Source organism: Actinomadura chokoriensis (assembly GCF_041463665.1).
Taxonomy (GTDB): Bacteria; Actinomycetota; Actinomycetes; order Streptosporangiales; family Streptosporangiaceae; genus Spirillospora; species Spirillospora chokoriensis_A.
Window position 1 is genome coordinate 79,044 of sequence record NZ_JAXCEJ010000015.1, and the last position, 25,498, is coordinate 104,541.

The following is a 25,498-nucleotide window of genomic DNA, read 5'->3' on the forward strand; positions in this document are numbered from 1 at the left end:
GTCGGCCGACCGCGCTGCGAGATCGCGAAACGCCCGGCCGGGCTACCCGGCCGGGCGTTTCGCATCGTCGGCGGTCCGCCGATCGAGCGATGACCGATGGCTGCGCGGAATGCTCAGCGCGGCGGTCTCACTCCCACTCGATGGTGCCCGGGGGCTTGGACGTGATGTCGACCGTGACGCGGTTGATCTCGCGGACCTCGTTGGTGATGCGGGTCGAGATCCGCTGCAGGACGTCGTAGGGGAGCCTCGCCCAGTCGGCCGTCATCGCGTCCTCGCTGGTCACCGGGCGCAGGACGATCGGGTGGCCGTACGTCCGGCTGTCGCCCTGCACGCCGACGGACCGGACGTCCGCCAGCAGCACGACCGGGAACTGCCAGATGTCGCGGTCGAGGCCGGCGCGGGTCAGCTCCTCGCGGGCGATGGCGTCCGCGTCGCGGAGGATGTCCAGGCGGTCGCGCGTGACGGCGCCGATGATGCGGATGCCGAGACCGGGGCCCGGGAACGGCTGCCGCCAGACGATCTCGGGCGGCAGTCCGAGCTGCTCGCCGAGCGCCCGGACCTCGTCCTTGAACAGCGTCCGCAGCGGTTCGATCAGCTTGAACTGCAGGTCGTCGGGGAGGCCGCCGACGTTGTGGTGCGACTTGATGTTGGCCGCGCCGGTGCCGCCGCCCGATTCGACCACGTCCGGGTAGAGGGTCCCCTGGACGAGGAACTCGACCGGTTCGGCCGCGTCCTCGCCGACGATCTCCCGGGCCGCCTCCTCGAACACGCGGATGAACTCGCGGCCGATGATCTTGCGCTTCTCCTCGGGGTCGGTGACCCCGCCGAGGGCGGCCAGGAAGCGGTCCTGGGCGTCCACGACGTGCAGGTTCACGCCGGTGACCGCGACGAAGTCCTTCTCGACCTGTTCGGGCTCGCCCTTGCGCAGCAGGCCGTGGTCGACGAACACGCAGGTCAGCTGGTCGCCGATGGCCTGCTGGACGAGCGCGGCGGCGACGGCCGAGTCGACCCCGCCCGACAGCCCGCAGATCGCCCGCTTCGCCCCGACCTGCTCCCGGACGGCCTGGATCGACTCGTCCGCGATGTTCACCATCGTCCAGTTGGGGCGGCATCCGGCGCCCTCGTACAGGAAGCGCCGGAGGACCTCCATGCCGTGCTCGGTGTGCAGCACCTCCGGGTGGAACTGGACGCCGAAGAAACCGCGGTCCAGGTCCTCCATGCCGGCGACCGGTGTGACGTCGGTGCTGGCCGTCACCGTGAAACCGGACGGCGCGCTGCTGACGAAGTCGCGGTGGGACATCCACACCGCCTGCTCGTGCGGCAGCCCCGCGAACAGCATGCCCGGAGAGGCGACGGCGACGGTCGCGCCGCCGTACTCGGCGACATCGGAGTTCTCGACCGTCCCGCCGAGGGTCTGCGCCATCACCTGGTGGCCGTAGCAGATGCCGAGTGTCGGGACGCCGATGTCGAACAGGCCGTCCGGCGCGGCCGGCGCTCCCTTCTCGTACACCGACGCCGGGCCGCCCGACAGGATGATCGCCTTCGGCCGTTTGGCGAGCATCTCCGCCGCCGGCATCGTGGACGGCACGATCTCGCTGAACACATGGCACTCGCGGACGCGCCGCGCGATCAGCTGCGCGTACTGCGCGCCGAAGTCGACGACGAGGACGGTGTCAAAGGACTGGTCTGCGGCCACCAACTAAGCCTTTCGCACGGCCGGAAGGGTCCTCCAGTCTACGGGCCCGCTGCCTGCGCCGATGCGCCGCACCCCGGACACGGACATCACATGGTGCGATCGGCCGATAACGGTCGGCATCCATTTACCTTGATCACACCGACGGGAGCGCTGCGTTCTGGTACGTGTTAATGACGCCCTGTAGTCGAAGGCATGCGCCTGCATGGCTCCCGTCCGCAAGCGACCTCCCTAGGAGTGCCGTGAAGCTGCTCGCCGCCGCCGTCCTGCTCGCCGCCCTCGTCCCCACCGTGCCGTCCGGACCGACCGCCGCCCCCCAGCGTGGACGCGCCGGCGACTGCACGCACCCGGAGGCGCGGCTCCGGACGGGCGGGCGCGGCATGGAACGCAACGATCTGACCCCCGCGCAGGCGGCCACCGTGGAGCAGCGGCTGAATCGGGTCCTGGACGGTCTTCGCCTCGGCGGGCAGGGCGCGGACGCCCAGTCGGACGGCGCCGGCATCCGCACGGCGGCTCAGATCACGGTGCCCGTCTACTTCCATGTGATCCATGACGGGGCGAAGGGCAACGTGTCCACCGAAGAGGTCAATCGCCAGATCAGCACTATGAACGCGTCGTACGGCGGGGGCAACGGAGGTGCGGACACCCAAGTCTCCTTCGAACTCCGCGAGATCAGCCGTTCCGACAACGCGGCCTGGTTCCAGGACCCGGAACGCTACGAGGGCACCTACAAACCTCAACTGCACAAGGGCGGCAAGGGGACGCTGAATCTGTACAGCACGTACATAGGCGGGGATCTGCTCGGCTGGTCGACGTTCCCGTGGAAGTACCAGGCCGACCCCCAGATGGACGGCGTCACCATCCACTACGGCAGCATGCCGGACGGTTACATCGAGCACTTCAACAGGGGCTTCAGCGCCACCCACGAGGTGGGGCATTGGCTGGGGCTCTACCACACGTTCCAGGACGGCTGCGGCGGCAACGGCGACCGGGTCGCCGACACCCCTCCCGAGCGCGATCCCACGAACGGATGCCCGACCGACAAGGACACCTGCCCCTCACCCGGCACCGACCCTGTGCACAACTACATGGACTACAGCTACGACACGTGCATGACGTCCTTCACCGCGGGCCAGGGCACCCGCATGCACGAGGTGTGGGCGGCCTACCGCGCCTAGAACGGGCCTGAGATGCGCCTATGACGGTTTGCGCAGCCGGGCCGCGTCGTCGGCGGGCAGGCGCCGGACGGCCTCGCGCAGCGTCACACCCGACACGGCGGCAAGGCGTGGCTCGACCCACTGCACCACCCAGGCTGGGTCCTTCTTGGAAAGCTCCCGGAGGACCCATCCCAGGGCTTTCCTGATGAAGAACTCGCGTTCGCCTATCAGCGAGTCTCCGAAGCGGCTGATTCTCTCCAGATCCGGGTTTCCCGTCCGGATGCCTGGCAGCAACGCCAGAGCGGCCGTACGCCGTATCCACATGTTGGGGTCGTCGACCCATGCGTCCAAAACCGCCGCAAGGTCCGGATAGCTGACCACCAGCCGGCCGACGACCTTCTCCGCGATGGCGTCGACGTACACCCAACTCGTTGAGCCGCGGATGAGCCTTTCGACCGTCCCGAGGTCGCGGGGCTCCAACAGGGCGGCACGCTTGACGAGCACGTCAATGGCCGCCATACGAGCCTCATGCACGGGACGTCCTTCGTCGGTCGCGTCCCAGAGGATTTGGGCCAGGCCCAGCACCTCGTCCCGCGTGGGCTTGGCGCTCGCCTTCACCGCCGACACGGCGACCTTGCGCAGCGCCGGCACGGGCACGCCGATGTGGACGAAATCGCTTTTCAGATAGCGCTTCTCGCTCTCGGCTCGTTCCGGCTCCGCCTGCGCGCGCAACTCCGCCAGGATCCGCGCCGCCTCCCCTTTCACGTCCATGCGGGCCACGCTACGCCGCGGCGCTATGGCGCCGTATTCAGCGTTACCTGTCCCTGTTCGTCCAGGTTTGCCAAAGACGTGATGTTTGTTCGCATTCACTCTGGTTCCAGCGATGACTCCGCTCCCCCAGCGCGCTCCCCCGCTCGCGCCGCCCCCCAAGGAGTTCCATGAAACGCGCCGCACTCGCCACCGTCCTCGGCCTGGCCGCCGCCTTCACGGCGTACGCGCCCGCCGCCCCCGCCATCCTGGCCGCCCCGTCCACCCAGTGCGCGGACCAGCCCGCGCAGGCCCGCGTCCGGGCCGGCGCACACGTCACCGAACGGAACCAGCCGAGCGCGGCCAAGGTCGCCGCGATGGAGCAGGACTTCCAGAACCGCGTGAGCAAGCTCAAGAAGACGGCCATCGCCGCCACCGTCACCGTCAGGGTCCACTTCCAGGTCGTCTATGGCAGCGCAGGCAATGTCTCTGACTCGACGCTGCAGCAGCAGCTCAACGTCCTCAACAACGCCTATGCCGGCAGTGGCGTCACGTTCACCCTGTCGGAGATCAAGCGGACGCAGAACGCGGCCTGGTTCTCCGACCCCGAGGGCTACGAGAGCCAGATGAAGAGCGCGCTGCACACGGGCACCGCGCAGGACCTCAACGTCTACACGGCCGACCTCGGCGACAGCCTCCTCGGCTGGGCCACGTTCCCGAGCAGCTACAAATCCCAGCCCGCGATGGACGGCGTCGTCATCCACTACCAGAGCCTGCCGGGCGGTGCTCTGACCAACTACAACGAGGGCGACACCGCAACCCACGAAGTGGGCCACTGGATGGGGCTGTACCACACGTTCCAGGGCGGCTGCAGCGGCCAGGGCGACCGCGTCTCCGACACCCCGGCCGAGCAGAGCCCCGCCACGGGCTGCCCCACGAACCGCGACACCTGTTCCACCACGGGAGCCGACCCCATCCACAACTTCATGGACTACACCTACGACCCGTGCATGTACGAGTTCACGCCGGGCCAGGCCTCGCGCATGGCGTCCCAGTGGGCCGCCTACCGCGCCTAGCAAGAACCGGGTAACGCCCCCGAGAGCCCACCGCGGTACCACCCGACCGCGGTGGGCTCCCCACGTCACGGTGCCTGATCAGCGGGACGCCTTACAAGCCCGGCGTGTCACGTTATGTCGACGATCGGGAGTCTCAGGGCCGCCGGGGCGGCGCTCGGGACGGCCGGGTTCTTCGGCGCGACGGGGGCGACGCGGCGGTACGGGGCGCCCAGCGCCGGGCGCGGGTCGTCCTCGGAGCGGTTCGGCCAGAACGACATGGCGCGTTCGGCCTGGGCCGTGATGGTCAGGGACGGGTTGACGCCCAGGTTGGCCGAGATCGCGGAGCCGTCCACGACGTGCAGGCCCGGGTGCCCGTAGACGCGGTGGTAGGCGTCGATCACGCCGGAGTCGGCGGAGTCGCCGATGGCGCAGCCGCCGAGGAAGTGGGCGGTCATCGGGACGTCGAACAGGTCGCCCCAGGAACCGCCGGGCATGCCGCCGATCTCCTCGGCGATCAGGCGCGTGGCCTCGTGCCCCTCCGGGATCCAGGTCGGGTTCGGCTCGCCGTGCCCGGCGGACGCGCGGACGTCCCACCCGAAAGGCCCCTTCTTCGGGCGCAGGGTGATCGAGTTGTCGCGGGTCTGCATGACCAGCGCGATGACCGTCCGCTCCGACCAGCGCCGGACGTCGAAGAGCTGGACGAGGTCGCGGGGGCGGCGCACCACCTCGCGGGCGAACTTCCGGATGCGGGGCGTGTGCCGCTCGCCCGGCCGGTCCCCGTCGACGAGGAGGGTCTGCAGGCCGGCGAGGAGGTTGGAGCCCCGGCCGTAGCGGACGGGCTCGACGTGCGTGTCCGGGGCCGGGTGGAACGAGGAGGTGATCGCGACGCCCGTGGAGAAGTCGGGGCCGGGCCGGCCGTGCCGGCGGCCACCGCCGAGGATCGCCTCGGAGTTCGTGCGGGTCAGGGCGCCGAGCCGGTCCGACAGGCGCGGGAGGGCCCCGGTCGCCTTGAGCTTGTGCAGGAGCTTCTGCGTCCCGTAGGTGCCGGCCGCGAACACGACCTGCCCGGTCGTGAACGTCTTGCGGTCGCGGCCGAACGAGCCGGTCCGGACGATCCCGACCTCGTATCCGCCGCCGGGCAGCGGCCGGACCGAGGTGACGCGGCTGAGCGGCATCACGCGGGCGCCGGCCTTCTCGGCGAGGTACAGGTAGTTCTCCGTGAGCATGTTCTTCGCGCCGTGGCGGCAGCCCACCATGCACTCGCCGCATTCGAGGCAGCCGCGCCGGCGCGGGCCCGCCCCGCCGAAGTACGGGTCGGCGCTCTCGATCCCGGCGCCGCGCCCGAAGTACACGCCGACCGGGGTCTTGACGAACGTGCCGCCCTTGCCCATCCGGTCGGCGACCCGCTTCATGACCTTGTCGGCCTCGGTCGTCGTGGGGTTCTGGACGACGCCCAGCATCCGGCGGGCCTGCTCGTAGTGGGGGGCCAGTTCGTCCTGCCAGTCGGTGATGTGCGCCCACTGCCGGTCCTTGAAGAAGGGCTCCGGCGGGACGTACAGGGTGTTGGCGTAGTTCAGCGACCCGCCGCCCACGCCCGCGCCGGCGAGCACCATCACGCGGCTCGCCTTCGCGCCGCGGATGAGGTGCATCCGCTGGATGCCGGTCAGGCCGAACGCCGGCGCCCAGAGGTACCGCCCGACGCGCCAGTTCGTCTTCGGCAGTTCCGGATACCGGGACCCCGGCGCGCCGGACGGGTTCGTGTCGAAGCGGCGGCCCGCCTCGATCACCGCGACCCGGTAGCCCTTCTCGGTCAGCCGCAGCGCCGAGACGCTGCCGCCGAACCCCGACCCGACGATGAGCACGTCGAAGTCATGTTTCACAAACGTTCCCTACTTGATCCGCAGCTTCTTCATGAGCTTGATGCCGTTCACCAGGTAGCCGGCGAACTTGTCGTAGGCGATGGAGCCCGGCGGTTCGAGGTCCATGAAGTGCTGGCTCGCGACGGTCTGCACCTCGGTGTACTTCAGCAGGCCCTCGGCGCCGTGGCGGCGTCCCACCCCGGACTGCTTCATTCCGCCCATCGGGGAGTCGTAGGACGCGAACGCGGCGCCGTAACCGTCGTTGATGTTGACGGTGCCCGCCTGGATGCGGGCGGCGAGGCGGCGGCCCCGCGCCGGGGACTTCGTCCACACGGACGCGTTCAGGCCGTAGGCGGTGTCGTTGGCGCGGGCGACGACCTCGTCCTCGTCCCGGTACTTGTAGACCGCGACGACGGGCCCGAACGTCTCGTTCGCGCACAGGTCCATGTCGCCGTTGACGTCCGCGAGGATCGTCGGCTCGTAGAACAGCGGGCCGACGTCGGGCCGGGCCTTGCCGCCGGCGAGGACGGTCGCGCCCTCCTCGACGGCCTGGTCGACGTGCCGGGTCACCGCGTCCAGCTGGCGCTGGTAGGTCAGCGAGCCCATCTCGGCGTCGAAGTCGAGGCCGGCGCCGAGCTTCATGCCCTCGACCAGCTCGACGAACCGGGGGACGAAACGGTCGTAGACGTCCTCGTGGACGTACATCCGCTCGATCGAGATGCACAGCTGCCCGGCGTTGGTGAAGCAGGCCCGGACGGCGCCGCGCGCGGTCCGCTCGACGTCGGCGTCCGGCATGACGATCATGGGGTTCTTGCCGCCGAGCTCCAGCGAGTAGGCGACGAGGCGCGGCGCGACCTTCTCGGCGATGGCCCTGCCGCCGCGCGTCGAGCCGGTGAACGAGACGTAGTCGGCGTTCTCCACCAGCGGGTCGCCGATCTCGGCCGGCTCGCCGACGACGATCTGCCACAGGTCCTCGGGGAGCCCGAGCGAGACCAGCAGGTCGAGCACCCACAGGCTGGACAGGCACGTCTGGGTGTCGGGCTTGTGGATGACCGCGTTGCCCGCCATCAGCGCAGGCGCGATGTCGCTCGCCCCGAGGGCGAACGGGTAGTTCCACGGGGCGATCACCGCCACGACGCCCTTCGGGTGCCGCAGCTCCCGCACGCGCGTCACCACCGGCATCATGCCCTGCCGGCGCTTCGGCTTCAGCAGCTTCGGGGCCCGCCTGGCGTAGTACAGCGAGCACAGCGCCACGTCGAGGAACTCCTCCATCGCGTGGCGGCGCGCCTTGCCGGTCTCCAGCTGGATGATGTCGAGGATCTCTTCGCGCCGGTCGACCAGCGCCTCGGTCAGCTTCAGGAAGGGCTTGACCCGCTCGCCTGCGGGCAGCGCCGCCCAGGCCCGCTGCGCGTCCCTGGCACGCTCGTAGGCCTTGCGGACGTCGTCGGCCGTGGAGAGCGGAACGGTCGCGAGGGGCTCACCGGTGAACGGGCTGGGGATCGTCGCGCTGCCCGCGCCGGTCGAGGCGACGCGGGAGGCCAGCCGGTCGATCAGGGTCTGGGGAAGCGTGTGCTCTGCCGCGCCTTTGGCAGGGGCCGTCGGGGATGCCATGCAGGCAGAGTATGACCACCTGCCCATTCTTGGCTACCCACAAGTAACGCACCGTATCCGGTGATATGCCGCACCTAATCACGCCGTATCCGTCTCCGGATGACAACCCGAGATCCAACGGAGCGTTCCAAGACGGCCGGAATGCGCAACTCGCAGACTGACCATGTTCGACCGGTGTATTCCGAAGGGCGGGAGAGAATCTCGGCGCCCGACCCGCCGCCCGGACCGTCCGCTGCCGCGTTCCCGGGCACGGCGGGACGCGCGCCGACACGCAGGCACCGACACGCAGGCACCGACACGCAGGCACCGACGCACGCGACCGGAGTCGCGCGACCGCGCACGGGAGGGCCGGACGCGCACCCCTCGGGCACGCGCGTCTCGGACACGACGGAGGGAACAGCGAATGAGGGACGCCCACGGCGACCAGCGGCCCAACGGCGCCATCGCGGGAACCGGCGGCCCGCGGCCGCGCCGGCGCCGGCGCGAGCAGACCCGCACGGCCCTGCTCACCGCCGCCGAGCACCTCTGGGCCGAGCGCGGCATCCACGGCGCCTCGCTCGACGACATCGCGGCGGCGGCCGGCCTCACCAAGGGCGCCGTCTACTCCAACTTCGCGGGCAAGGCCGATCTGCTGCTCGCCCTGATGGAACGCATCACCAGCGACCGCACCGGCCCCGACGTCTGCGACGAACTCCGCGCCGCCGGGGAGGACGCCCGCCGCGGCACCGGTGAGGACTCCGACCGCGCCGGCCGCTCGTCCCTCCGCCACGAGACCGACGACCGCCCCCGCCGGCTCGCCCTGCTCCTCGTCGAGTTCTGGCTCTACGGCATGCGCGACTACGCCGCCGGCTGGCGCATCGCCGACTGGTACGCCGACCGCCGCGCCCAGCTGGCCAGCGAACTCGCCCCCGGGGACGGCATAGCCCCCGCCGACCGCGCCACCCTGACCATGGCCCTCGACTTCGGCCTCGCCTTCCAGCACCTCCTGGACCCTGCGCGAGTCCCTGCCGACCTGTACAACACCGGCAAGACCCTGATGCAGGCCCCCCGCTCCGCCCCCTCGGCCTAGCCGAGAGCCGGGCGGGATCGGCGGCCCCGGTCAGGGGGTCGCGATGGGGACGATGTCGGGGGCGCCCCGGCGATGGGCGTCGGCTTCCTGGTCGTCCACCTGGGTCTGGGAGGCGCGTTCGGCCTCCACGCGCTTGCGGTAGTACTCGATCTCGCGGTCGCGCTGCTTCTTGGACCAGCCGAGGACGGGCGCGAGGAGGTCGGCCGCCTCCTGGGCGACGCCGACGCCCCGGTCCCAGGTCTCGATGGAGATGCGGGTGCGGCGGGCGAGGACGTCGTTGAGGTGCCGGGCGCCCTCGTGGGTGGCGGCGTAGACCACCTCGGCGCGGAGGTAGTCGTCGGCGCCGGCGAGGGGCTTGGCCAGGTCGGGCTTGTCGGAGATCAGCCCGAGCAGGTCGTCCACGAGGGTGCCGTAGCGGCGCAGGAGATGCTCGATGCGGGCGACGTGCAGGCCGGAACGGGACGCGAGGCGTTGGCGGGCGTTCCACATGGCCTGGAAACCGTCCCCGCCGACGAGGGGGATGCGGTCGGTGCACGACTCGGCGACCTTGCCGTCCAAGCCGTGGGCGACGGCGTCGATGGCGTCCTTCGCCATGACGCGGTAGGTCGTGTACTTGCCGCCGGCCACCAGGACCAGGCCCGGGACGGGGTGCGCCACGACGTGCTCGCGGGAGAGCTTGGAAGTCTCCTCGGTCTCGCCGGTGAGCAGCGGGCGCAGGCCCGCGTAGACGCCCTCGACGTCGTCGTGGGTGAGGGGGGTGCTGAGGACCGAGTTGACGTGGTCCAGGACGTAGTCGATGTCGGTCTTGGACGCGGCGGGGTGGGCCCGGTCGAGGTCCCACGCGGTGTCCGTCGTGCCGATGATCCAGTGCCGCCCCCACGGGATCACGAACAGGACCGACTTCTCGGTACGGAGGATGATCCCCGTCGAGGAGTGGATGCGGTCCTTGGGGACGACGAGGTGAATGCCCTTCGACGCCTTCACATGGATCTGGCCGCGCCCGCCGACGAGTTCCTGGATGTCGTCCGACCACACGCCGGTGGCGTTCACGACCTGCTTGGCGCGCACCTCGCTGGTCGTGTTGCCCTCAAGATCGCGGATGCGCAGCCCGGTGACGCGCTCGCCCTCGCGCAGGAACCCGAGGCACTGCGTGCGGGACGCGATCTGCGCGCCGTACTCCGCGGCCGTCCGCAGCACCGTCATCACGTAGCGGGCGTCGTCGACCTGCGCGTCCCAGTACTGGATCGCGCCGGTGAAGGAGTCCTTGCGCAGGGACGGCGCGAGCCGCAGCGCGCCGCGCCGGGTCAGGTGCCGGTGGTGCGGGACGCCGCGGGTGCTGCCCATCTGGAACGCGAGCAGGTCGTACAGCGCCACGCCGGCGCCGAAGTACGCGCGCTCCCACACGCGGTGCATGGTCGGCAGCAGGAACGGGACCGGCTTCACCAGGTGCGGCGCGATCTGCTGCAGGAGCAGGCTGCGCTCGGTCAGCGCCTCCCGGACGAGATCGAAGTTGTACTGCTCCAGGTAGCGCAGCCCGCCGTGGACCAGCTTGGACGAGCGGGACGACGTCCCGGACGCGAAGTCGCGTGCCTCGACCACCGCGACCGACAGGCCCCGGGTGGCCGCGTCCAGCGCCGCGCCCGCCCCGACGATGCCGCCGCCCACCACGACCACGTCGAATTCCTCGCGGGCCATGCGGTCGAGCGACGCGGCCCGTTCGGCCGGGCCCAACCGGGAGCTTCCAAGACCGGTCACCGGTGATGCCGTCATCGCATATCCCCCCACAGCGGTTCGGTTCCGAGCATTACCTACCCAAGAGTAGGGACACCGCCACCCGGAGGCGGCCGAGTCCCTCCCGGGGGGACGCCCGGACCCCGGACGAGCGCGGGTAACGCCCTCAGTCGGTGGACCGGCGGGGAGCCACCACGACCTGTACCCGCTGGAACTCCTTCAACTCCGTGTAACCGGAGGTGGCCATCGCGCGGCGCAGCGCCCCGATCAGGTTCATGGAGCCGTCCGCGACATGGGACGGCCCGTGCAGGATCTGCTCCATCGTCCCGATCGTCCCGAGTTCGAGGCGGGTGCCGCGCGGGACGTCGCCGTGGTGCGCCTCGCTGCCCCAGTGGTAGCCGCCCCCGGGCGCCTCGGTGGAGCGGGCGAACGGGGAGCCGACCATCACGGCGTCGGAACCGCACGCGAACGCCTTCGCGATGTCGCCGCTGTTGACCATGCCGCCGTCGGCGATGACGTGCACGTACCGGCCGCCCGACTCGTCCATGTAGTCGCGGCGGGCGGCGGCCACGTCCGCGACCGCGGTGGCCATCGGGACGGCGACGCCGAGGACGGTCCGGGTGGTGTGCCCGGAGCCGCCGCCGAACCCGACCAGCACCCCGGCCGCGCCCGTCCGCATCAGGTGCAGCGCGGCCGTGTAGGTGGAGCAGCCGCCGACGATCACCGGGACGTCGAGGTCGTAGATGAACTGCTTGAGGTTCAGCGGCTCGGCGCGACCCGACACGTGCTCGGCGGACACGGTCGTCCCGCGGATCACGAACAGGTCGACGCCCGCGTCGATGACGGCCTTGTGGAACTGGGCGGTGCGCTGCGGCGACAGCCGCGCCGCGACGGTGACGCCCGCCTCCCGGACCTCCTGGATCCGCCGGCCGATCAGCTCCTCCTTGATCGGCTCGGTGTAGATCTCCTGGAGCCGCCGGGTCGCGCGCACGTCGTCCAGCGAGGCGATCTCGGCGAGCAGCGGGGCGGGGTCCTCGTACCGCGTCCACAGCCCTTCGAGGTCGAGGACGGCGAGGCCGCCGAGCCGTCCAAGGGCGATCGCGGTGGCCGGGCTGACGACGCTGTCCATCGGCGCGACGACCAGCGGCATCTCGAACCGGTAGGCGTCGATCTGCCAGGCGACGCTGACCTCCTCGGGATCGCGCGTCCGGCGGGACGGCACGATGCCGATGTCGTCGAAGGCGTACGCCCGGCGGCCGCTCTTGCCCCGTCCGATCTCCACCTCAGCAGCCACTGCGCCCCTCTTCTTCCTCACCCGGCGCCGTGCCGGTCGTCGTCCTGCCCGGGTGTTCCCGCCGGCCGCGGGAACAAGCCCCGCAAGAGCTTACGTCAGCGTCCGGCACGACCGTGATCTGCCCGGACCCGCCGCGGCCCGCCCCGGGCGCGGGCATGCGACCGCCTGGCGCGGGACGGACGTGCCTGGCGCCGGGCAGTACGCGCCGAGATGCCGAGCGGGTCAGCGGCCCTGGTAGTTGGGGGCCTCTACGGTCATCTGGATGTCGTGCGGGTGGCTCTCGCGGAGGCCGGCGACGCTGATGCGCATGAGCTGGCCGCGCTCCTGGAGCTCGGGGATCGTGCGCGTCCCCGCGTACCACATGGACTGGTGGAGGCCGCCGACGAGCTGGTGCGCGACGTTGGCGAGCGGGCCGCGGTAGGGCACCTGGCCCTCGACGCCCTCGGGGATCAGCTTCTCCTCGGCGCTGACGTCGGCCTGCGCGTAGCGGTCCTTGGAGTAGGACGCGCCGCGCTCGCGGTTGCGCATCGCGCCGAGCGAGCCCATGCCGCGGTACGACTTGTACTGCTTGCCGTGGACGAAGATCAGCTCACCCGGGGACTCCTCGATGCCGGCGAGCAGGCTGCCGAGCATGACCGTGTCGGCGCCCGCGACCAGGGCCTTGGCGATGTCGCCGGAGTACTGCAGGCCGCCGTCCCCGATCACCGGGACGCCGGCCTCCTTCGCCGCGCGGGCCGCCTCGAAGATCGCGGTGATCTGCGGGACGCCGACGCCGGCGACGATGCGGGTGGTGCAGATCGAGCCGGGCCCGACCCCGACCTTGATCGCGTCGGCGCCCGCGTCCACCAGGACCTTCGCACCGGCCTCGGTGGCGACGTTGCCGCCGACGACCTCGACCGCCGAGTTGCCCTTGATCGCGGCGATCGTGTCGGCGACCCCCTTGGAGTGGCCGTGCGCCGTGTCCACGATGATCACATCGGTGCCGGCCTCGATCAGCGCGCGGGCGCGGCGGAGCGCGTCCTCGCCGACGCCCACGGCCGCGGCGACGAGCAGCCGGCCGTCGGCGTCCTTGGTGGCGTGCGGGTACTGCTCGCTCTTGGTGAAGTCCTTGGTGGTGATGAGGCCCTTGAGCCGGCCGTCGGCGTCCACGAGCGGGAGCTTCTCGACCTTGTTGCCCGCCAGCAGCCGGAACGCCTCGCTCCGCGACACGCCCACCGGCGCCGTCACCAGCGGCATCGGGGTCATGACCTCGCGGACCGGACGGGACAGGTCCGACTCGAAACGCATGTCCCGGTTCGTCACGATGCCGACGAGCACGCCCCGCACGTCGGTGACCGGCACCCCCGAGATCCGGTAGCGGGCGCACAGCTCCTCGACGTCGGCGAGCGTCGCGTCCGGCAGGCAGGTGACCGGGTTGGTGATCATCCCGGACTCGGACCGCTTGACCCGGTCGGCCTCCTCGGCCTGGTCCTCGATCGACATGTTCCGGTGCAGGACGCCGATGCCGCCCTGCCGCGCCATCGCGACCGCCGTCCGCGACTCGGTCACCGTGTCCATCGCCGCCGAGACGAGCGGGATCCGCAGCGAGATCCGGCGGGTGAGCCGCGTCGTGGTGTCGGCCTCGCCCGGTTGCAGGTCGGAATAGCCCGGCAACAGGAGCACGTCGTCGAAGGTCAGGCCCTGCGGGAGGAACTTGTCGGGCTCGGCGGCGGGGTTCATGACAACCTTCCCGTAATGGTGGCGGCATCGGGCCAGGTCACAGGGGACCCTGTTCCCATGGTAGGGCGTCCGCCCGGGCGGGACCGGGCTCTTGCGGGCGGCGGGCAACGTGGTCTTGATGACATCAGGGAACACGCCGGACGGCGTCGAACATTCCCGCCGCCCGCGCACGCTTCGTGATCGTTCGCGCACAGAAGAGGCCGGGGGGTGCACCTTTCGGGGCGTCCGGCAGTAGCGTGGGTGTGTGCACGACGACGCTCCGCTCGACCCGTTCGCCGGAGATCCGGAGGATCCGGCGGCGGCGCTCGGCGACCCCGGCGACGAGGCCGCTCCGCTCAGTGTGACGGAGCGGGAGGACGTGCTGGCCGACCTCGCCGACCTCGAGGTCTTCCGCGCCCTCCTGGAGCCGCTCGGCGTGCGCGGCCTCACGGTCGACTGCGGCGACTGCGGCAAGCTCCACTACATCGACTGGGAGCTGCTGCACGGCAACCTGCGCCACCTGCTGGACGAGGGCCTCCCCCGCGTGCACGAACCCGCCCTCTCCCCCGACCCCGTCGATTACGTGAGCTGGGAGTACGCCCGCGGGTACGTCGACGGCGTCATCGACAGCGAAGAGGGCCGCGACGAGAACTAGCCCGCCCACCCGTCCCGAGCCATAGCCGCCGGACGGCGTCTCCACCGGCGGTGGCGGGGCGTACGGGCCGTCAGTCGGGCTGCTGGCGGTTCTGGTAGCGGTTCGCGCGCTTCTCGGCTTCGCGGCGCAGGTCGTCCAGGCGGCGGAGGGGATCGTCGTCGGTGGGGAGGTCCGGACGCGCGGACGGGGTCGACTGCGTGATCATGGTGGGTGCGTCCGGGCGGCCGTGGTGGTGCCGGGGCGGGAGCAGGTGCTCCAGGCGGCGCTTGAGGCGTCCGTCGTCCCCGCGGTCGCGGGACGGCTTCCGCGCCGTGGAGGTTCCCGGCCCCGGACGGGCGGGCGGCAGCGCGCGGTCGTGCGTCGCGGCGTCGACGTCGGAGGCGGCAGGCGTGCCGGGCGCCCCGGACGACCGCTGGACCGGCGCGGCGGAGGAGCGGTCGACGCCGCCGCCGCCGGCCGCCGCGACGCCGGTGCTGGCGAGGACGGCGCCGGCCACGCCCAGGGCGACGATGGTGCGGGGGCCGCGGCGGCGGGAGCCGGGGCCGGACGGCGCCGGCGGGGCGGGCTCGTCGGCCTGGTCGTCCACGTCGGTGATCAGTGCGCGCAGCAGCCGCACCGCCGGGTCGGGGTCGTCGGCCGGGCGCGCGGCCCCGGGGAGGCGCCGCGCCGCCAGCGCCTCGACGAGGGCGTCGGTCCGGCGGACCGCGGCCAGGTCCGCGGGCCGGGCCGCCGGCGCCGGGGCATCACCGGAGTGCGAGGGCCCGGCCGGATTCGGGGCGCCCCCGATGCCGGTGAGGGGGCCTCGCTCGGTCAAGCGATCGACTCCTCTCTGGCCATCGCCCGGAGCCGGGCGAGGGCCCGGTGCTGCGCGACCCGCACCGCCCCGGCGGACATGCCGAGGACGTTACCGGTCTCCTCGGCCGACAGGCCCGCGACGACCCGCAGCAGCACCAGCTCGCGCTGGTGTTCGGGCAGCCGGGTCAGCAGATCGCGGGCGCGCTGCGCCTCGATGTAGCGGACCACCGTCTCCTCGGGGCCGGGGCGGTCGTCGGGACCGTCCGGGAGGTCCTCGGTGGGCACGGCCGCGCGGACCGCGCTGCGCAGCGCGTCCGCGATCTTGTGCGCGGCGATGCCGAAGACGAAGGAGGCGAAGGGGCGGCCCATGTCCCGGTAGCGGGGCAGGGCCGACAGGACGGCGATGCAGACTTCCTGGGCCACGTCGTCGGCGATGTGGTACTGCCCGGAGACCCGGCCGAGCCGGGCCCGGCAGTACCGGACGATCATGGGACGCACCTCGGCGATGAGGACCTCGATGGCGCCCGGGTCGCCCTGGACGGCGAGGTTCGTCAGCTCCCGGAGGTCTCCGTCGCCCGCGTGCGCGGCACGCAGCGCCCGCGCGCCGCGACCGGTGTCGCGGGGCGCCGGCGGGGCCGGCCCTCCCGAGGGTTCGGCAGCGCGCGCGGTCATGGTCCCGGCGTAGCATCCCTCGGTCACGTCAAGCATGATGCCCAGCACCGACGGGCGTGTCTGCCCCGTCGTTGACAACGGAATGGTCACAGTGCTGAAACAAACCTGGCGATACTACGCTGCGCACTCATTTCGCTGCCCGGCGTCACGGAATTCCGACACTCCGGCAGGCGACGCCCAGCCCATTGACCGGCACGCTCACTGACCGGCACGCTCACTGACCGGCACGCTCACTGACCGGCACGCTCACTGACCGGCACGCTCACTGACCGGCACAAGGCAAGGCCCCCGCCCGAGCGGGCGGGGGCCTGCCGATCCGGCTTCCGGACGGCTCAGTGGCCGTGACCGTGCCCGTGGCCGTGACCGCCGGCGGGCTCTTCGGCCTCTTCCGGCTTCTCGACGACGAGCGCCTCGGTGGTGAGGAGCATGCCCGCGATCGAGGCGGCGTTGGTGACCGCGGAGCGGGTCACCTTCACCGGGTCGATGACGCCCTGGGCGATCAGGTCGCCGTACTCGTCGGTCGCGGCGTTGTAGCCGTGGCCGGCCTGCAGCGCCTGGACCTTGGAGACGACGACGTAGCCCTCCTGGCCGGCGTTCTCGGAGATCCAGCGCAGCGGCTCGACCAGCGCGCGGCGGACCGCCTCGGCGCCGGTGGCCTCGTCGCCGGACAGGCCGAGGGTGTCGAAGCCCTCCTTGGCCACGTGCACCAGCGCGCTGCCGCCGCCGGAGACGATGCCCTCCTCGATCGCCGCGCGGGTCGCCGAGATGGCGTCCTCGAGGCGGTGCTTCTTCTCCTTCAGCTCCACCTCGGTGGCCGCGCCGACGCGCAGCACGCAGACGCCGCCCGCCAGCTTGGCCAGGCGCTCCTGCAGCTTCTCGCGGTCCCAGTCGGAGTCGCTGTTCTCGATCTCGACCTTGATCTGGTTGACCCGGGCGTTGATCTCGTCCGCGGAGCCCTCACCGTCGACGATGGTGGTGTTGTCCTTGGTGACGGTGATCCGCCGGGCGCGGCCGAGGTCCTCGATGCCGATGGAGTCGAGCTTGAGGCCGATGGCCTCGCTGACGACCTGGCCGCCGGTCAGGGTGGCCATGTCGCCCAGCATCGCCTTGCGGCGGTCGCCGAAGCCCGGCGCCTTGACCGCGACCGAGAGGAACGTGCCGCGGATCTTGTTGGCGACCAGCAGCGCCAGGGCCTCGCCCTCGACGTCCTCGGCCACCACGAGCAGCGGCTTCTTGGTCTGCGCGACCTTCTCGGCCAGCGGCAGGAACTCCTGCACGTTGGAGATCTTGCCGTCCACGATCAGCACGTAGGCGTCCTCCAGGACGGCCTCCATGCGCTCGTGGTCGGTGACCATGTGCGGCGACAGGTAGCCCTTGTCGAACTGGAGGCCCTCGGTGAACTCCAGCTCGAGGCCCATGGTGTGGGCCTCCTCGACGGTGATGACGCCGTCCTTGCCGACCTTCTCGAACGCCTCGGCGATCAGCTCGCCGATCTGCGCGTCCTGCGCGGAGATGGTCGCGACGTGCGCGATCTCGCCCTTCTCCTCGACCTCGCGGGCCGACTTGAGGAGCTGGTCGGACACGAACTGGGCGGCCGCGTCGATGCCGCGCTTCAGCCCGAGCGGGGACGCGCCGGCCGCCACGTTGCGGGTGCCCTCGCGTACCAGGGCCTGCGCGAGGACGGTCGCCGTGGTGGTGCCGTCGCCCGCGATGTCGTTGGTCTTGGTCGCCACTTCCTTGGCGAGCTGGGCCCCGAGGTTCTCGTAGGGGTCCTCCAGCTCCACCTCGCGGGCGATGGTGACGCCGTCGTTGGTGATCGTCGGCGCGCCGAACTTCTTGTCGATGACGACGTTGCGGCCGCGCGGGCCGATCGTCACCTTGACGGCGTCCGCGAGAGCGTTGACGCCGCGCTCAAGAGCCCGGCGAGCGTCCTCCTCGAACTCCAGGATCTTCGCCATGCGGATACTCCTCTTTTACGCGATCCGCCCCGGCAGCCCCGCCGAAGGCGGCGCCGACCGGGGCGGGTGCATCACGTCTCGGTGATTACTTCTCGATGACCGCGAGCACGTCGCGGGCCGAGAGAACGAGGTAGTCCTCGTTGTTGTACTTGACCTCGGTGCCGCCGTACTTGCTGTAGAGCACGACCTCGCCGACCTTGACGTCGACCGGGACGCGCTCGCCCTTGTCGTCGACGCGACCCGGGCCAACGGCAAGGACGGTGCCCTCCTGGGGCTTCTCCTTGGCGGTGTCCGGAATCACCAGGCCCGACGCGGTGGTGGTCTCGGCCTCAAGCGGCTGGACGACGATGCGGTCCTCAAGCGGCTTGAGAACAACCTTGGTGGCGGTCGTCACGATCTGACCTCCCCTTCGATTGGTCCTCGGCCGGCCACGGATGACCGACCAGCACATGTGACAGAAGAGGCGACCCTGGACCGGCCTGCCGTCGCGGGTGCCAGACCGACCTTCGTCGCTGTGTTGGCACTCTCGCTACGAGAGTGCCAGTCATGGAGACTATTCCGTGCTCGGGAGCCCGTCAACACGGACACGGGCGAGCCCGGCAGTGTTCACCGGCAGCTAATTTCAGCTTATGGACATCGTGTCGTTCCGGGCCCTGCGCACACCCTCAGGCCAGGCACTCCTTGGCGAGGCGTCCGCCGCGGACCTGAGCGAGGACGGCTTGCTCGCGACGGCGACGCACCTGCGTGAACGGCACGACCCCGCGCTCGTGGCGGCGGCCCTCACGCAGGTGCGGCTGCGGGAGCGGGCGCGGGTCAAGTTCGGTCCGGACGCCGATCGCATGTACTTCACGCAGGCAGGTCTTGAGCAGTCGACCCGCGCGAGTGTGGCGGCGCATCGTGCTCGACGGTTCGCCACCCGTCTGGACGGCGCGCGTGTGCTGGAACTGGGGTGCGGGATAGGGGCCGACCTCCTCGCACGGGGGCGCGCGGGCCTAGCCGGAGAGGGTGTGGAAGTCGACCCGTTGACGGCCGAGGTGGCGCAGGCGAATGTGGCCGTTTTCGGCCTGGACGCCTCTGTACGCGTTGGGGATGCCACCAAGGTCACACCGGACGGGTTCGACGCGGTCTTCGCCGACCCTGGACGCCGTACAGCGCGCGGCAGGGTCTTCGATCCACGTTCCTATGAGCCGCCACTCGACGTCGTCCTGGAGATGGCGCAGAAGGTGCCCGCGGCGTGCGTCAAGGTGGCGCCCGGCATCCCGCATAAGGCCGTGCCTGACGGCGCGGAGGCCGAGTGGGTGTCGGTCCACGGCGACGTCAAGGAGGCGGCCCTCTGGCTGGGGTCGCTCGCGGGGGACGTTGGTCGCCGGGCCACGCTGCTCTCGTCCGACACCGATCCGGAGGTCTGGACGCTCACCCCGCAAGGCTTGGACGTCCCGGATGTGCGCGCCTGGGGACGTTACCTGTACGAGCCTGACGGAGCGGTGATTCGCGCCCATCTGGTGGGTGAGGTGGCAGAGCTGGTCGGCGGCGGGCTTGCGGATCCGCACATCGCGTACATCACGTCCGACCGGCTATGCCCGACACCGTTCGCGTCCGCCTACGAGATCGAGGACGTGCTGCCGTTTTCGGTGAAACGCCTGCGCGCGGAGCTCCGGCGCCGCGAGGTCGGCGTGCTGACCGTCAAGAAGCGCGGCTCGGCCGTTGACGTCGACCGGCTGCGGCGCGATCTCGGCTTCGGCGGACGCCGCGCGGGCCGCGGCGGCACGGAGTCGACCGTGGTGGTGACGCGCGTCGGGCGCGACCCGGTCGCGCTGCTCACCCGTCCCGTCCCGGCTCCCTGACCGCGCCCTGCCCGGACGGTCTGACCCGCCCGGCGCGGCGGCCGGCCGCGAACCGTGCCCAAAGATCTTCCGCCCGGACGGCCAACGCCAAGCGGGGATGCGCGACGCGCCACGGCGGTGCAAATCATCGACCTTTCCCGGCATCGTGTTCGCCAGGGAATTGCGGGCACCCGGCAAGGGCACGGCACCGGCCGCGAATCGGCGCACCGGGACCCACGCGCCGAAAACACCGAGGCGGGTTCATCGGCGGGGACTTCGGTGCCGCGGAATACCTTCCGAAATGGGGCCGGAATCCTTACCGCGAGCGTCGCGTCACCGCGGGCACGCGTCGGCCGTCCACGCTCGGACCCGCTCCGGGAACTGCCGATTTAGGACGAGATGTACGGACACGGCACCACCCCGAGCGGCTCCGAACCACCACCCCATCGCCATGATCCCCGCGATTGCCGCGAAGCGGTGAACCCACCCAGCGCACCGCCATCCCTCGCTATTCACCCCAGCCGGATAACAGGCGCATTCCGCAGAACTCGCAATCTTCTCTGCTACCCGTTTTAGCGGCCCTCCACACGCACTACAGTGGCCATCTCACAGATTCATTTGCCGTGCGTCATTTCGTCGCGCCGGCACACGAAGGAGCATCGGGTGGAAACGAATCACAACTTCCTGCAGACGGGGGGTCAACCGGTCTCGGATCGGATGCGGGAGTTGCTCGCCCGTGCGGCGCAGGACCACGTCTATGAACAGCGCTCACAGGGTCAGGTCCTGGACGAGATTCGGCAGCGGCTGGAAGGCATGGAGTGGCTGCTCCGCGAGGTCCGCGAGCGGGAGCTCAGCGGGCTGACCGGGCAGATCGAGAGCGTCCGCGGGCAGGTCGACGAACTGTCCGGCAAGCCCCCGGAATGGGCCGAAGGACTGGCCGAGCACATCGAGTCGTTCGGCGAGCGGGTCAAGCCCGTCGCCGAGTTGCCCGCGCTGTGGGCCGACGTCGGCGTCGTCGCCGAGAACGTCGACGAGGGCCTGACCCGGATCCAGGCCGTCCTCGACTCGGCGCAGCACATCGCCGACGCCGCGCAGCAGGCGTCCCAGCGCATGGACGAGATGGCCAAGCGGATGGACAAGCTCCAGGGCAGCATGGAGGCCGGGTCCGTCCGCTTCAACCGGCTCGACAAGTCGCTGGCCGAACTGGGCCACCGGTCCGAGCGGCTCGAACACTCGGTCAACGGGGTCACGGCACGGGTCGACCAGGCGCTCGGCGAGATGGCCGAGCGGATGGAGCAGGGGCTCGAGGCGGTCAGCGGCCGGGTCGAGGGCGTCGGCGGACGGCTCGACGGGCTGGACGGGCGGCTGGACGGCGTCGACGGGCGGCTGGAAGGGCTGTCCGGCAGGCTGGAGGGCGTGGACGGGCGGTTCGAGAGCCTCGACGGCCGCATCGACGGGGTAGGCGAGCGGATCGGCCGGCTCCCCGCCACCCTGGAGATCACCGAGCTGCACCGCCTGCTGGGCGACCTCGCGCAGCGTCCCGAGGCCGAGTACGGCGACCGGTTCGACGCGCTGGAGAAGCACCTCGCCGAGGCGGTCGACCCGCTGATCGAGGAGCTGCGCGCCCGGCCGGACCGCGCGGAGGTCAGGGCGGCCGTGGCGCAGGTCGCCGAGACGGCCTACGGCGACGTCGCCAAGCGCATGGACGAGTTCTCCCGCCGGTTCGAGGACGGGCACGACGACGTCCGCAAGCGCATCGAGAACATCCACTCGGCGGTCGCCAAGCGGGTCGACGGCGCGCTGGAGGAGTTCACCGCGCAGGTCGACATGGTCTCCCGCCGCGTCGAGTCGGTGCACGCGGACGTCGCCAAGCAGGTCGAATCGGTGCACAACGAGGTGACGCGGCAGGTCAGCAGCGTCCACGACGACTTCGGCAAGCGGATCGGCGACATCCACGAGGACGTCACGCGGCAGGTCGGCACGATCCACGAGGACGTCGCCAAGCAGCTCGGCAACATGCACGAGGACGTCGCGCGGCAGGTCGGCGGCGTCCAGGCGGAGTTCGCGCGGCGCGTGGAGCACATGCAGGACGAGGCCGGACGGCGCGCCGACACCGCGCAGGCCGACTTCGCCAAGCGTTTCCTGCACGTCGAGGACGAGGTCGGCCGGAAGGTCGACGGCGTCCACGACGACGTCTCCAAGCAGGTCAACGCGGTGCACGAGGACGTGCTGAAGCGTCTGTCCACGCTGGAGGAGACGATGCTCGCGCTGGCCGAGGCCCTCCTGCGTCCCCGCCGCGAACCCAAGGACTGAGCCGGAACCCCCGGGCGGGGCGCGAGGTGGCCCCGCCCGGGGGTTCCGGATACCCGACGAAATCCGCGGTTTTTGTCCCACAAACGACCGCGACGACCCGAAGGTTCTCCAGGGACAGGCCCGTACTGACGTGCAATTTGTTACGTTCCGTCTTCGCAAAATCACTCCCGATACCCCGCGGAATCCGTTTTCATGGATCGGGTGACTCGCACACCGGCTCCCTGCCTGCCGACCGGCTCCGCGCCCGGCCTCCCCACCCTGCGCTGGGTCGAGGAGTGCCTCGGCAAGGGCGCCGAGGTGCGCGTGGTGCGGCCGCTCGCCGGCGGCACCGCGCACACCAACCACGCCCTGCTCGTGGAGAGCGGCTCGGGCAGCGAGCACCGGCTCGTCCTGCGCCGCTGGACGTCGCGCGACCCCGCACGGCGCGGCTACAACGACGCCGACTTCTGCCCCGAACGCGAGATCGCCGCGCTCGCGCTCCTCGCCGGCTGCGAGATCCCCACCCCGGCCCTCGTCGCCGCCGACCCCGCCGGCGCCTACTGCGACGTCCCGGCGCTGCTCATCACCCGGCTCCCCGGCCACCCGCCCCGGCCGTCCCCCGACGACCTGCCCGAATACCTCATCCAGGCGGCCGCCGCGCTGCTGGCGGTGCACGCGCTGAACGGCGCGTCCACGATGCCCCCGTACGTCCCGCACAACCGGCTGGACGTGCGGCGCCCGCCCAAGCACGCGCTCCGCCCCGCGCTGTGGGAACGCGCCTTCGAGGCCGCCGCCCGTCCCGCCCCCGAGGCGCCCGCCCGCTTCATCCACCGCGACTACCACGCCGACAACACGCTGTGGTCCTACGGCAAGCTCACCGGCGTCGTCGACTGGTCGGACGCCTCGTCGGGCCCCGTCGCCGTCGACATCGCCTGCATGCGCCGCGGCCTGGCCCTTCGCTACGGGGTGTCCGTCGCCGACCGGTTCCTGTCCTCGTTCGACCAGGTCTCCGGCGGCCACGTCCACGACCCGTACTGGGACGTCCGCTGCCTCCTCGACCTGCTCCCCGAAGACGACGACTGCACCATGGACGAGGCCAAGGTCCCCCTCTTCGAGGACTACCTGGCCAAACTCCTGTCCGACTGCTGAACCCCGCTCGTCGGGGGCGCGGCGCTCGTCAGAGGGTCACGGCCTCGATGGGAAGGCTGGAGTCGGCGGGGAGTTCCAGGGTCGAGGGCGACACGCCGCACGCGACCAGTTCGGAGCCGAGGGCGGCGACCATCGCGCCGTTGTCGGTGCACAGCTTCGGGCGCGGGACGCGCAACCGCACGCCCGCCGCCTCGCAGCGCGCGGCGGCCAGGGCCCGCAGCCGGGAGTTGGCGGCGACGCCGCCGCCGATCAGCAGGTCGTGGACGCCGTTGTCCTTGCAGACCTTCAGGGCCTTCTGCGTCAGGACGTCGACCACGGCCTCCTGGAAGGACGCGGCCACGTCCGCGACCGGGACGGGCTCGCCGGCGCGCTCCTTGGCCTCGACCCAGCGGGCCACCGCCGTCTTCAGCCCGGAGAACGAGAAGTCGTAGGTCCCGTCGTTGTACTTGCCGCGCGGGAACGCGATCGCGGCCGGGTCGCCCTCGCGGGCCATGCGGTCGATGACCGGGCCGCCGGGGAACCCGAGGTCGAGAACGCGCGCGACCTTGTCGAACGCCTCGCCCGCCGCGTCGTCCACGGTGCTGCCGAGGGAGCGCACGTCGCCGGTCACGTCCGGGACGAGCAGGATCGACGAGTGCCCGCCCGACACCAGCAGCGCCACGCACGGCTTGGGCAGCGGTCCGTGTTCGAGCTGGTCGACGCACACGTGCGCGGCCAGGTGGTTGACGCCGTACAGCGGCTTGCCGAGCGACAGCGCGTACGCCTTCGCGGCGGCGACGCCGACCATCAGCGCGCCGGGCAGGCCGGGGCCGGCGGTGACCGCGAACGCGTCCACGTCGGCCAGCACCAGGCCGGCGTCCGCGAGCGCGCGCTCGATGGTCGGCGTCATCGCCTCCAGGTGCGCGCGCGAGGCGACCTCCGGCACGACGCCGCCGAACCGGGCGTGCTGGTCGACGCTGGAGGCGATGGCGTCCGCCAGCAGCGTGTGCCCGCGGACGATCCCGACCCCCGTCTCGTCGCACGAGGTCTCGATCCCGAGCACCAGCGGTTCGTCCCGGATCATCGGTCCTCCCGTTTGAAGCCCATGGGCGGACGCGGCCGGAGCGAGCGGCTCATGACGATCGCGTCCACGTTCGAGGGCTGGTAGTAGCGCTTGCGGAGGCCGACCCTGACGAACCCGAACCGCTCGTAGAGGCGGTGGGCTGCGTCGTTGTCGGCGCGGACCTCCAGGAAGACAGTCTCGCTGTTGCGGCGGGCGGCCTCGTCCAGCAGTTCGGTGAGCAGCGCCGCGCCCACGCCGCTCTTGCGCCGGTCGGCCCGGACCCCGATGGTCTGCACGTCGGCCTGCCCGCCCGCCGCGGCCAGGCCCGCGTAGCCGACGATCTCGCCGCCGGGCTCCTCGGCGACGACGTAGTGCCGGGTGCGCGGCTGGTCGGCCAGCTCGCCGCGGAGCATCTCCTCGCTCCAGGCGTCCTCGGGGAACAGCAGCCTCTCCAGCCGGTGGACGGCCGGCAGGTCGGCGTCCTTCATGGGCCGCAGGACGACGCCGCTCATGCCGGGGTCACCTTCTTGCGGGGGCCCGGCTCCTTCGCGTCCGGTCTGCGCAGGTAGAGCGGCTCCGGCGGGAGGAGTTCGGGCACCTTGAGACCGGCCAGGCGGGCGATGGTCAGCTCCGCGAGGGCGCCGGCGGCCGGCAGCAGGGGCTCGTGGCCGGAATCTCCGAGGATCTCCGGGTAGAGCGCGCCGCCCTCGCCGACGACGGGCATTCCTTCCGGGACGTCCGACGGCGGGCCCACGGCAGGCTCGGTGGCGCGCGCGCGGGCCGAGTCGTACCGCGCCCAGTAGACCTCTTTGCGACGGGCATCGGTGGCGACGACGAACGGCGCCTCCCTGCCGGTGGCCCAGGCGATGATGTCCAGCGTGCAGACACCGTGCACAGGGATGCTCAGGGCCTCGCCCATGGCGCGGCCCGTGACGAGCCCGACACGGAGCCCCGTGTAGGGGCCGGGCCCGACGCCGACGGCGATCGCGCTCAGGTCGGCCGGTGCGGCACCGGCCTCCGCCATCACCTGCGCGATGGACGGGGTGAGCAGCTCGGTGTGCCGACGCCGGTCGACGGCCTCGGCCACGCCGCGCGGCACGGCACCCTCGCCCGGAATCCACTCGTACAGCGCCACGGTGATCGCGGCGGTCGCGGTATCGAAAGCCAAGACCAGCACGGGTTGTAAGCCTACCGGTCA

The 25,498-nt window shown here is 71.5% G+C and carries 21 protein-coding genes; 7 read left to right on the plus strand and 14 right to left on the minus strand.

The window, feature by feature from the left end:
- Positions 1-127 precede the first annotated feature (127 nt).
- Positions 128-1,696 (minus strand): glutamine-hydrolyzing GMP synthase, encoded by a 1,569-nt coding sequence (gene guaA / locus SM418_RS22705; protein ID WP_371942903.1) that lies wholly within the window; start codon positions 1,694-1,696, stop codon positions 128-130.
- A 239-nt stretch (positions 1,697-1,935) separates the two neighbouring features.
- On the opposite strand from guaA, the gene SM418_RS22710 reads away from it, so the two are divergent.
- Complete coding sequence (locus SM418_RS22710) at positions 1,936-2,871, plus strand: zinc metalloprotease (protein ID WP_371942904.1); 936 nt, start codon at positions 1,936-1,938, stop codon at positions 2,869-2,871.
- Between the two features lie 18 nt (positions 2,872-2,889).
- Here SM418_RS22710 and SM418_RS22715 read toward each other — a convergent pair whose 3' ends face one another.
- Entirely contained in the window at positions 2,890-3,621 is a 732-nt protein-coding gene (locus tag SM418_RS22715) for a DNA alkylation repair protein (protein ID WP_371942905.1), read from the minus strand.
- 167 nt (positions 3,622-3,788) lie between these two features.
- Here SM418_RS22715 and SM418_RS22720 point away from each other — a divergent pair, with 167 nt between their 5' ends.
- Positions 3,789-4,673: a zinc metalloprotease gene (locus tag SM418_RS22720; RefSeq protein ID WP_371942906.1), complete on the plus strand. Its 885-nt coding sequence runs from the start codon at positions 3,789-3,791 to the stop codon at positions 4,671-4,673.
- Positions 4,674-4,780: 107 nt separating this feature from the next.
- On the opposite strand, the gene SM418_RS22725 is transcribed toward SM418_RS22720, so the two are convergent.
- Together SM418_RS22725 and SM418_RS22730 are read right to left on the minus strand one after the other, a co-directional pair.
- The gene (locus SM418_RS22725) at positions 4,781-6,532 is read right to left on the minus strand and encodes an FAD-dependent oxidoreductase (protein ID WP_371942907.1); all 1,752 of its coding nucleotides are present in this window, start codon (positions 6,530-6,532) and stop codon (positions 4,781-4,783) included.
- Between the two features lie 9 nt (positions 6,533-6,541).
- On the minus strand, positions 6,542-8,122 hold the full coding sequence (locus SM418_RS22730; protein ID WP_371942908.1) for a succinic semialdehyde dehydrogenase: 1,581 nt from the start codon (positions 8,120-8,122) through the stop codon (positions 6,542-6,544).
- 403 nt (positions 8,123-8,525) lie between these two features.
- Between SM418_RS22730 and SM418_RS22735 the strand changes: the two genes are divergently transcribed.
- Positions 8,526-9,191 (plus strand): TetR/AcrR family transcriptional regulator, encoded by a 666-nt coding sequence (locus SM418_RS22735; RefSeq protein WP_371942909.1) that lies wholly within the window; start codon positions 8,526-8,528, stop codon positions 9,189-9,191.
- A gap of 30 nt (positions 9,192-9,221) precedes the next feature.
- Here SM418_RS22735 and SM418_RS22740 read toward each other — a convergent pair whose 3' ends face one another.
- The 3 genes from SM418_RS22740 to guaB form a co-directional block, all read right to left on the minus strand.
- Positions 9,222-10,961: a glycerol-3-phosphate dehydrogenase/oxidase gene (locus SM418_RS22740; RefSeq protein WP_371942910.1), complete on the minus strand. Its 1,740-nt coding sequence runs from the start codon at positions 10,959-10,961 to the stop codon at positions 9,222-9,224.
- Between the two features lie 127 nt (positions 10,962-11,088).
- On the minus strand, positions 11,089-12,204 hold the full coding sequence (locus SM418_RS22745) for a GuaB3 family IMP dehydrogenase-related protein (RefSeq protein WP_371943031.1): 1,116 nt from the start codon (positions 12,202-12,204) through the stop codon (positions 11,089-11,091).
- A 234-nt stretch (positions 12,205-12,438) separates the two neighbouring features.
- Complete coding sequence (guaB, locus tag SM418_RS22750; protein WP_371942911.1) at positions 12,439-13,935, minus strand: IMP dehydrogenase; 1,497 nt, start codon at positions 13,933-13,935, stop codon at positions 12,439-12,441.
- A 244-nt stretch (positions 13,936-14,179) separates the two neighbouring features.
- Here guaB and SM418_RS22755 point away from each other — a divergent pair, with 244 nt between their 5' ends.
- On the plus strand, positions 14,180-14,569 hold the full coding sequence (locus tag SM418_RS22755; protein ID WP_371942912.1) for a DUF5319 domain-containing protein: 390 nt from the start codon (positions 14,180-14,182) through the stop codon (positions 14,567-14,569).
- 70 nt (positions 14,570-14,639) lie between these two features.
- Here the strand turns inward: SM418_RS22755 and SM418_RS22760 are convergent, their stop codons facing one another.
- The 4 genes from SM418_RS22760 to groES all read right to left on the minus strand — a co-directional run bounded on the left by SM418_RS22760 (position 14,640) and on the right by groES (position 18,388).
- Positions 14,640-15,383: a hypothetical protein gene (locus SM418_RS22760; protein ID WP_371942913.1), complete on the minus strand. Its 744-nt coding sequence runs from the start codon at positions 15,381-15,383 to the stop codon at positions 14,640-14,642.
- Entirely contained in the window at positions 15,380-16,072 is a 693-nt protein-coding gene (locus SM418_RS22765) for a sigma-70 family RNA polymerase sigma factor (protein ID WP_371942914.1), read from the minus strand. Before SM418_RS22765 ends, SM418_RS22760 begins: the two co-directional genes overlap by 4 nt.
- Before the next feature lie 296 nt (positions 16,073-16,368).
- Positions 16,369-17,994 (minus strand): chaperonin GroEL, encoded by a 1,626-nt coding sequence (gene groL / locus SM418_RS22770; protein ID WP_371942915.1) that lies wholly within the window; start codon positions 17,992-17,994, stop codon positions 16,369-16,371.
- A gap of 85 nt (positions 17,995-18,079) precedes the next feature.
- Positions 18,080-18,388, minus strand: a complete 309-nt coding sequence (gene groES, locus SM418_RS22775) for a co-chaperone GroES (protein WP_067454521.1) — start codon at positions 18,386-18,388, stop codon at positions 18,080-18,082.
- Positions 18,389-18,623: 235 nt separating this feature from the next.
- On the opposite strand from groES, the gene SM418_RS22780 reads away from it, so the two are divergent.
- From SM418_RS22780 to SM418_RS22790, 3 genes are all read left to right on the plus strand, one after another.
- The gene (locus tag SM418_RS22780) at positions 18,624-19,838 is read left to right on the plus strand and encodes a THUMP-like domain-containing protein (RefSeq protein ID WP_371942916.1); all 1,215 of its coding nucleotides are present in this window, start codon (positions 18,624-18,626) and stop codon (positions 19,836-19,838) included.
- Positions 19,839-20,480: 642 nt separating this feature from the next.
- Positions 20,481-22,130 carry a hypothetical protein gene (locus SM418_RS22785; RefSeq protein WP_371942917.1) on the plus strand — a complete coding sequence of 550 codons (1,650 nt, stop codon included), beginning with the start codon at positions 20,481-20,483 and terminating at the stop codon, positions 22,128-22,130.
- A 192-nt stretch (positions 22,131-22,322) separates the two neighbouring features.
- Positions 22,323-23,258 (plus strand): phosphotransferase family protein, encoded by a 936-nt coding sequence (locus SM418_RS22790; protein WP_371942918.1) that lies wholly within the window; start codon positions 22,323-22,325, stop codon positions 23,256-23,258.
- 28 nt (positions 23,259-23,286) lie between these two features.
- Here SM418_RS22790 and tsaD read toward each other — a convergent pair whose 3' ends face one another.
- The 3 genes from tsaD to tsaB are packed head-to-tail and all read right to left on the minus strand — an operon-like array spanning position 23,287 to position 25,477.
- Positions 23,287-24,321, minus strand: coding sequence for a tRNA (adenosine(37)-N6)-threonylcarbamoyltransferase complex transferase subunit TsaD (tsaD, locus tag SM418_RS22795; protein WP_371942919.1), 1,035 nt, complete (start codon positions 24,319-24,321; stop codon positions 23,287-23,289).
- The gene (gene rimI, locus SM418_RS22800) at positions 24,318-24,812 is read right to left on the minus strand and encodes a ribosomal protein S18-alanine N-acetyltransferase (protein WP_371942920.1); all 495 of its coding nucleotides are present in this window, start codon (positions 24,810-24,812) and stop codon (positions 24,318-24,320) included. Before rimI ends, tsaD begins: the two co-directional genes overlap by 4 nt.
- Positions 24,809-25,477 (minus strand): tRNA (adenosine(37)-N6)-threonylcarbamoyltransferase complex dimerization subunit type 1 TsaB, encoded by a 669-nt coding sequence (gene tsaB, locus SM418_RS22805; RefSeq protein WP_371942921.1) that lies wholly within the window; start codon positions 25,475-25,477, stop codon positions 24,809-24,811. Before tsaB ends, rimI begins: the two co-directional genes overlap by 4 nt.
- Positions 25,478-25,498: the final 21 nt, after the last annotated feature.

Coding starts and splice junctions, on each gene's coding strand:
- SM418_RS22715 (WP_371942905.1), bottom strand. CDS start 3,621: ATGGACGTGAAAGGGGAGGCGGCGCGGATCCTGGCGGAGTTGCGCGCG.
- SM418_RS22720 (WP_371942906.1), top strand. CDS start 3,789: ATGAAACGCGCCGCACTCGCCACCGTCCTCGGCCTGGCCGCCGCCTTC.
- SM418_RS22730 (WP_371942908.1), bottom strand. CDS start 8,122: ATGGCATCCCCGACGGCCCCTGCCAAAGGCGCGGCAGAGCACACGCTT.
- SM418_RS22735 (WP_371942909.1), top strand. CDS start 8,526: ATGAGGGACGCCCACGGCGACCAGCGGCCCAACGGCGCCATCGCGGGA.
- SM418_RS22740 (WP_371942910.1), bottom strand. CDS start 10,961: ATGACGGCATCACCGGTGACCGGTCTTGGAAGCTCCCGGTTGGGCCCG.
- guaB (WP_371942911.1), bottom strand. CDS start 13,935: ATGAACCCCGCCGCCGAGCCCGACAAGTTCCTCCCGCAGGGCCTGACC.
- SM418_RS22765 (WP_371942914.1), bottom strand. CDS start 16,072: ATGCTTGACGTGACCGAGGGATGCTACGCCGGGACCATGACCGCGCGC.
- groL (WP_371942915.1), bottom strand. CDS start 17,994: ATGGCGAAGATCCTGGAGTTCGAGGAGGACGCTCGCCGGGCTCTTGAG.
- SM418_RS22780 (WP_371942916.1), top strand. CDS start 18,624: ATGGACATCGTGTCGTTCCGGGCCCTGCGCACACCCTCAGGCCAGGCA.
- SM418_RS22790 (WP_371942918.1), top strand. CDS start 22,323: ATGGATCGGGTGACTCGCACACCGGCTCCCTGCCTGCCGACCGGCTCC.
- tsaD (WP_371942919.1), bottom strand. CDS start 24,321: ATGATCCGGGACGAACCGCTGGTGCTCGGGATCGAGACCTCGTGCGAC.
- rimI (WP_371942920.1), bottom strand. CDS start 24,812: ATGAGCGGCGTCGTCCTGCGGCCCATGAAGGACGCCGACCTGCCGGCC.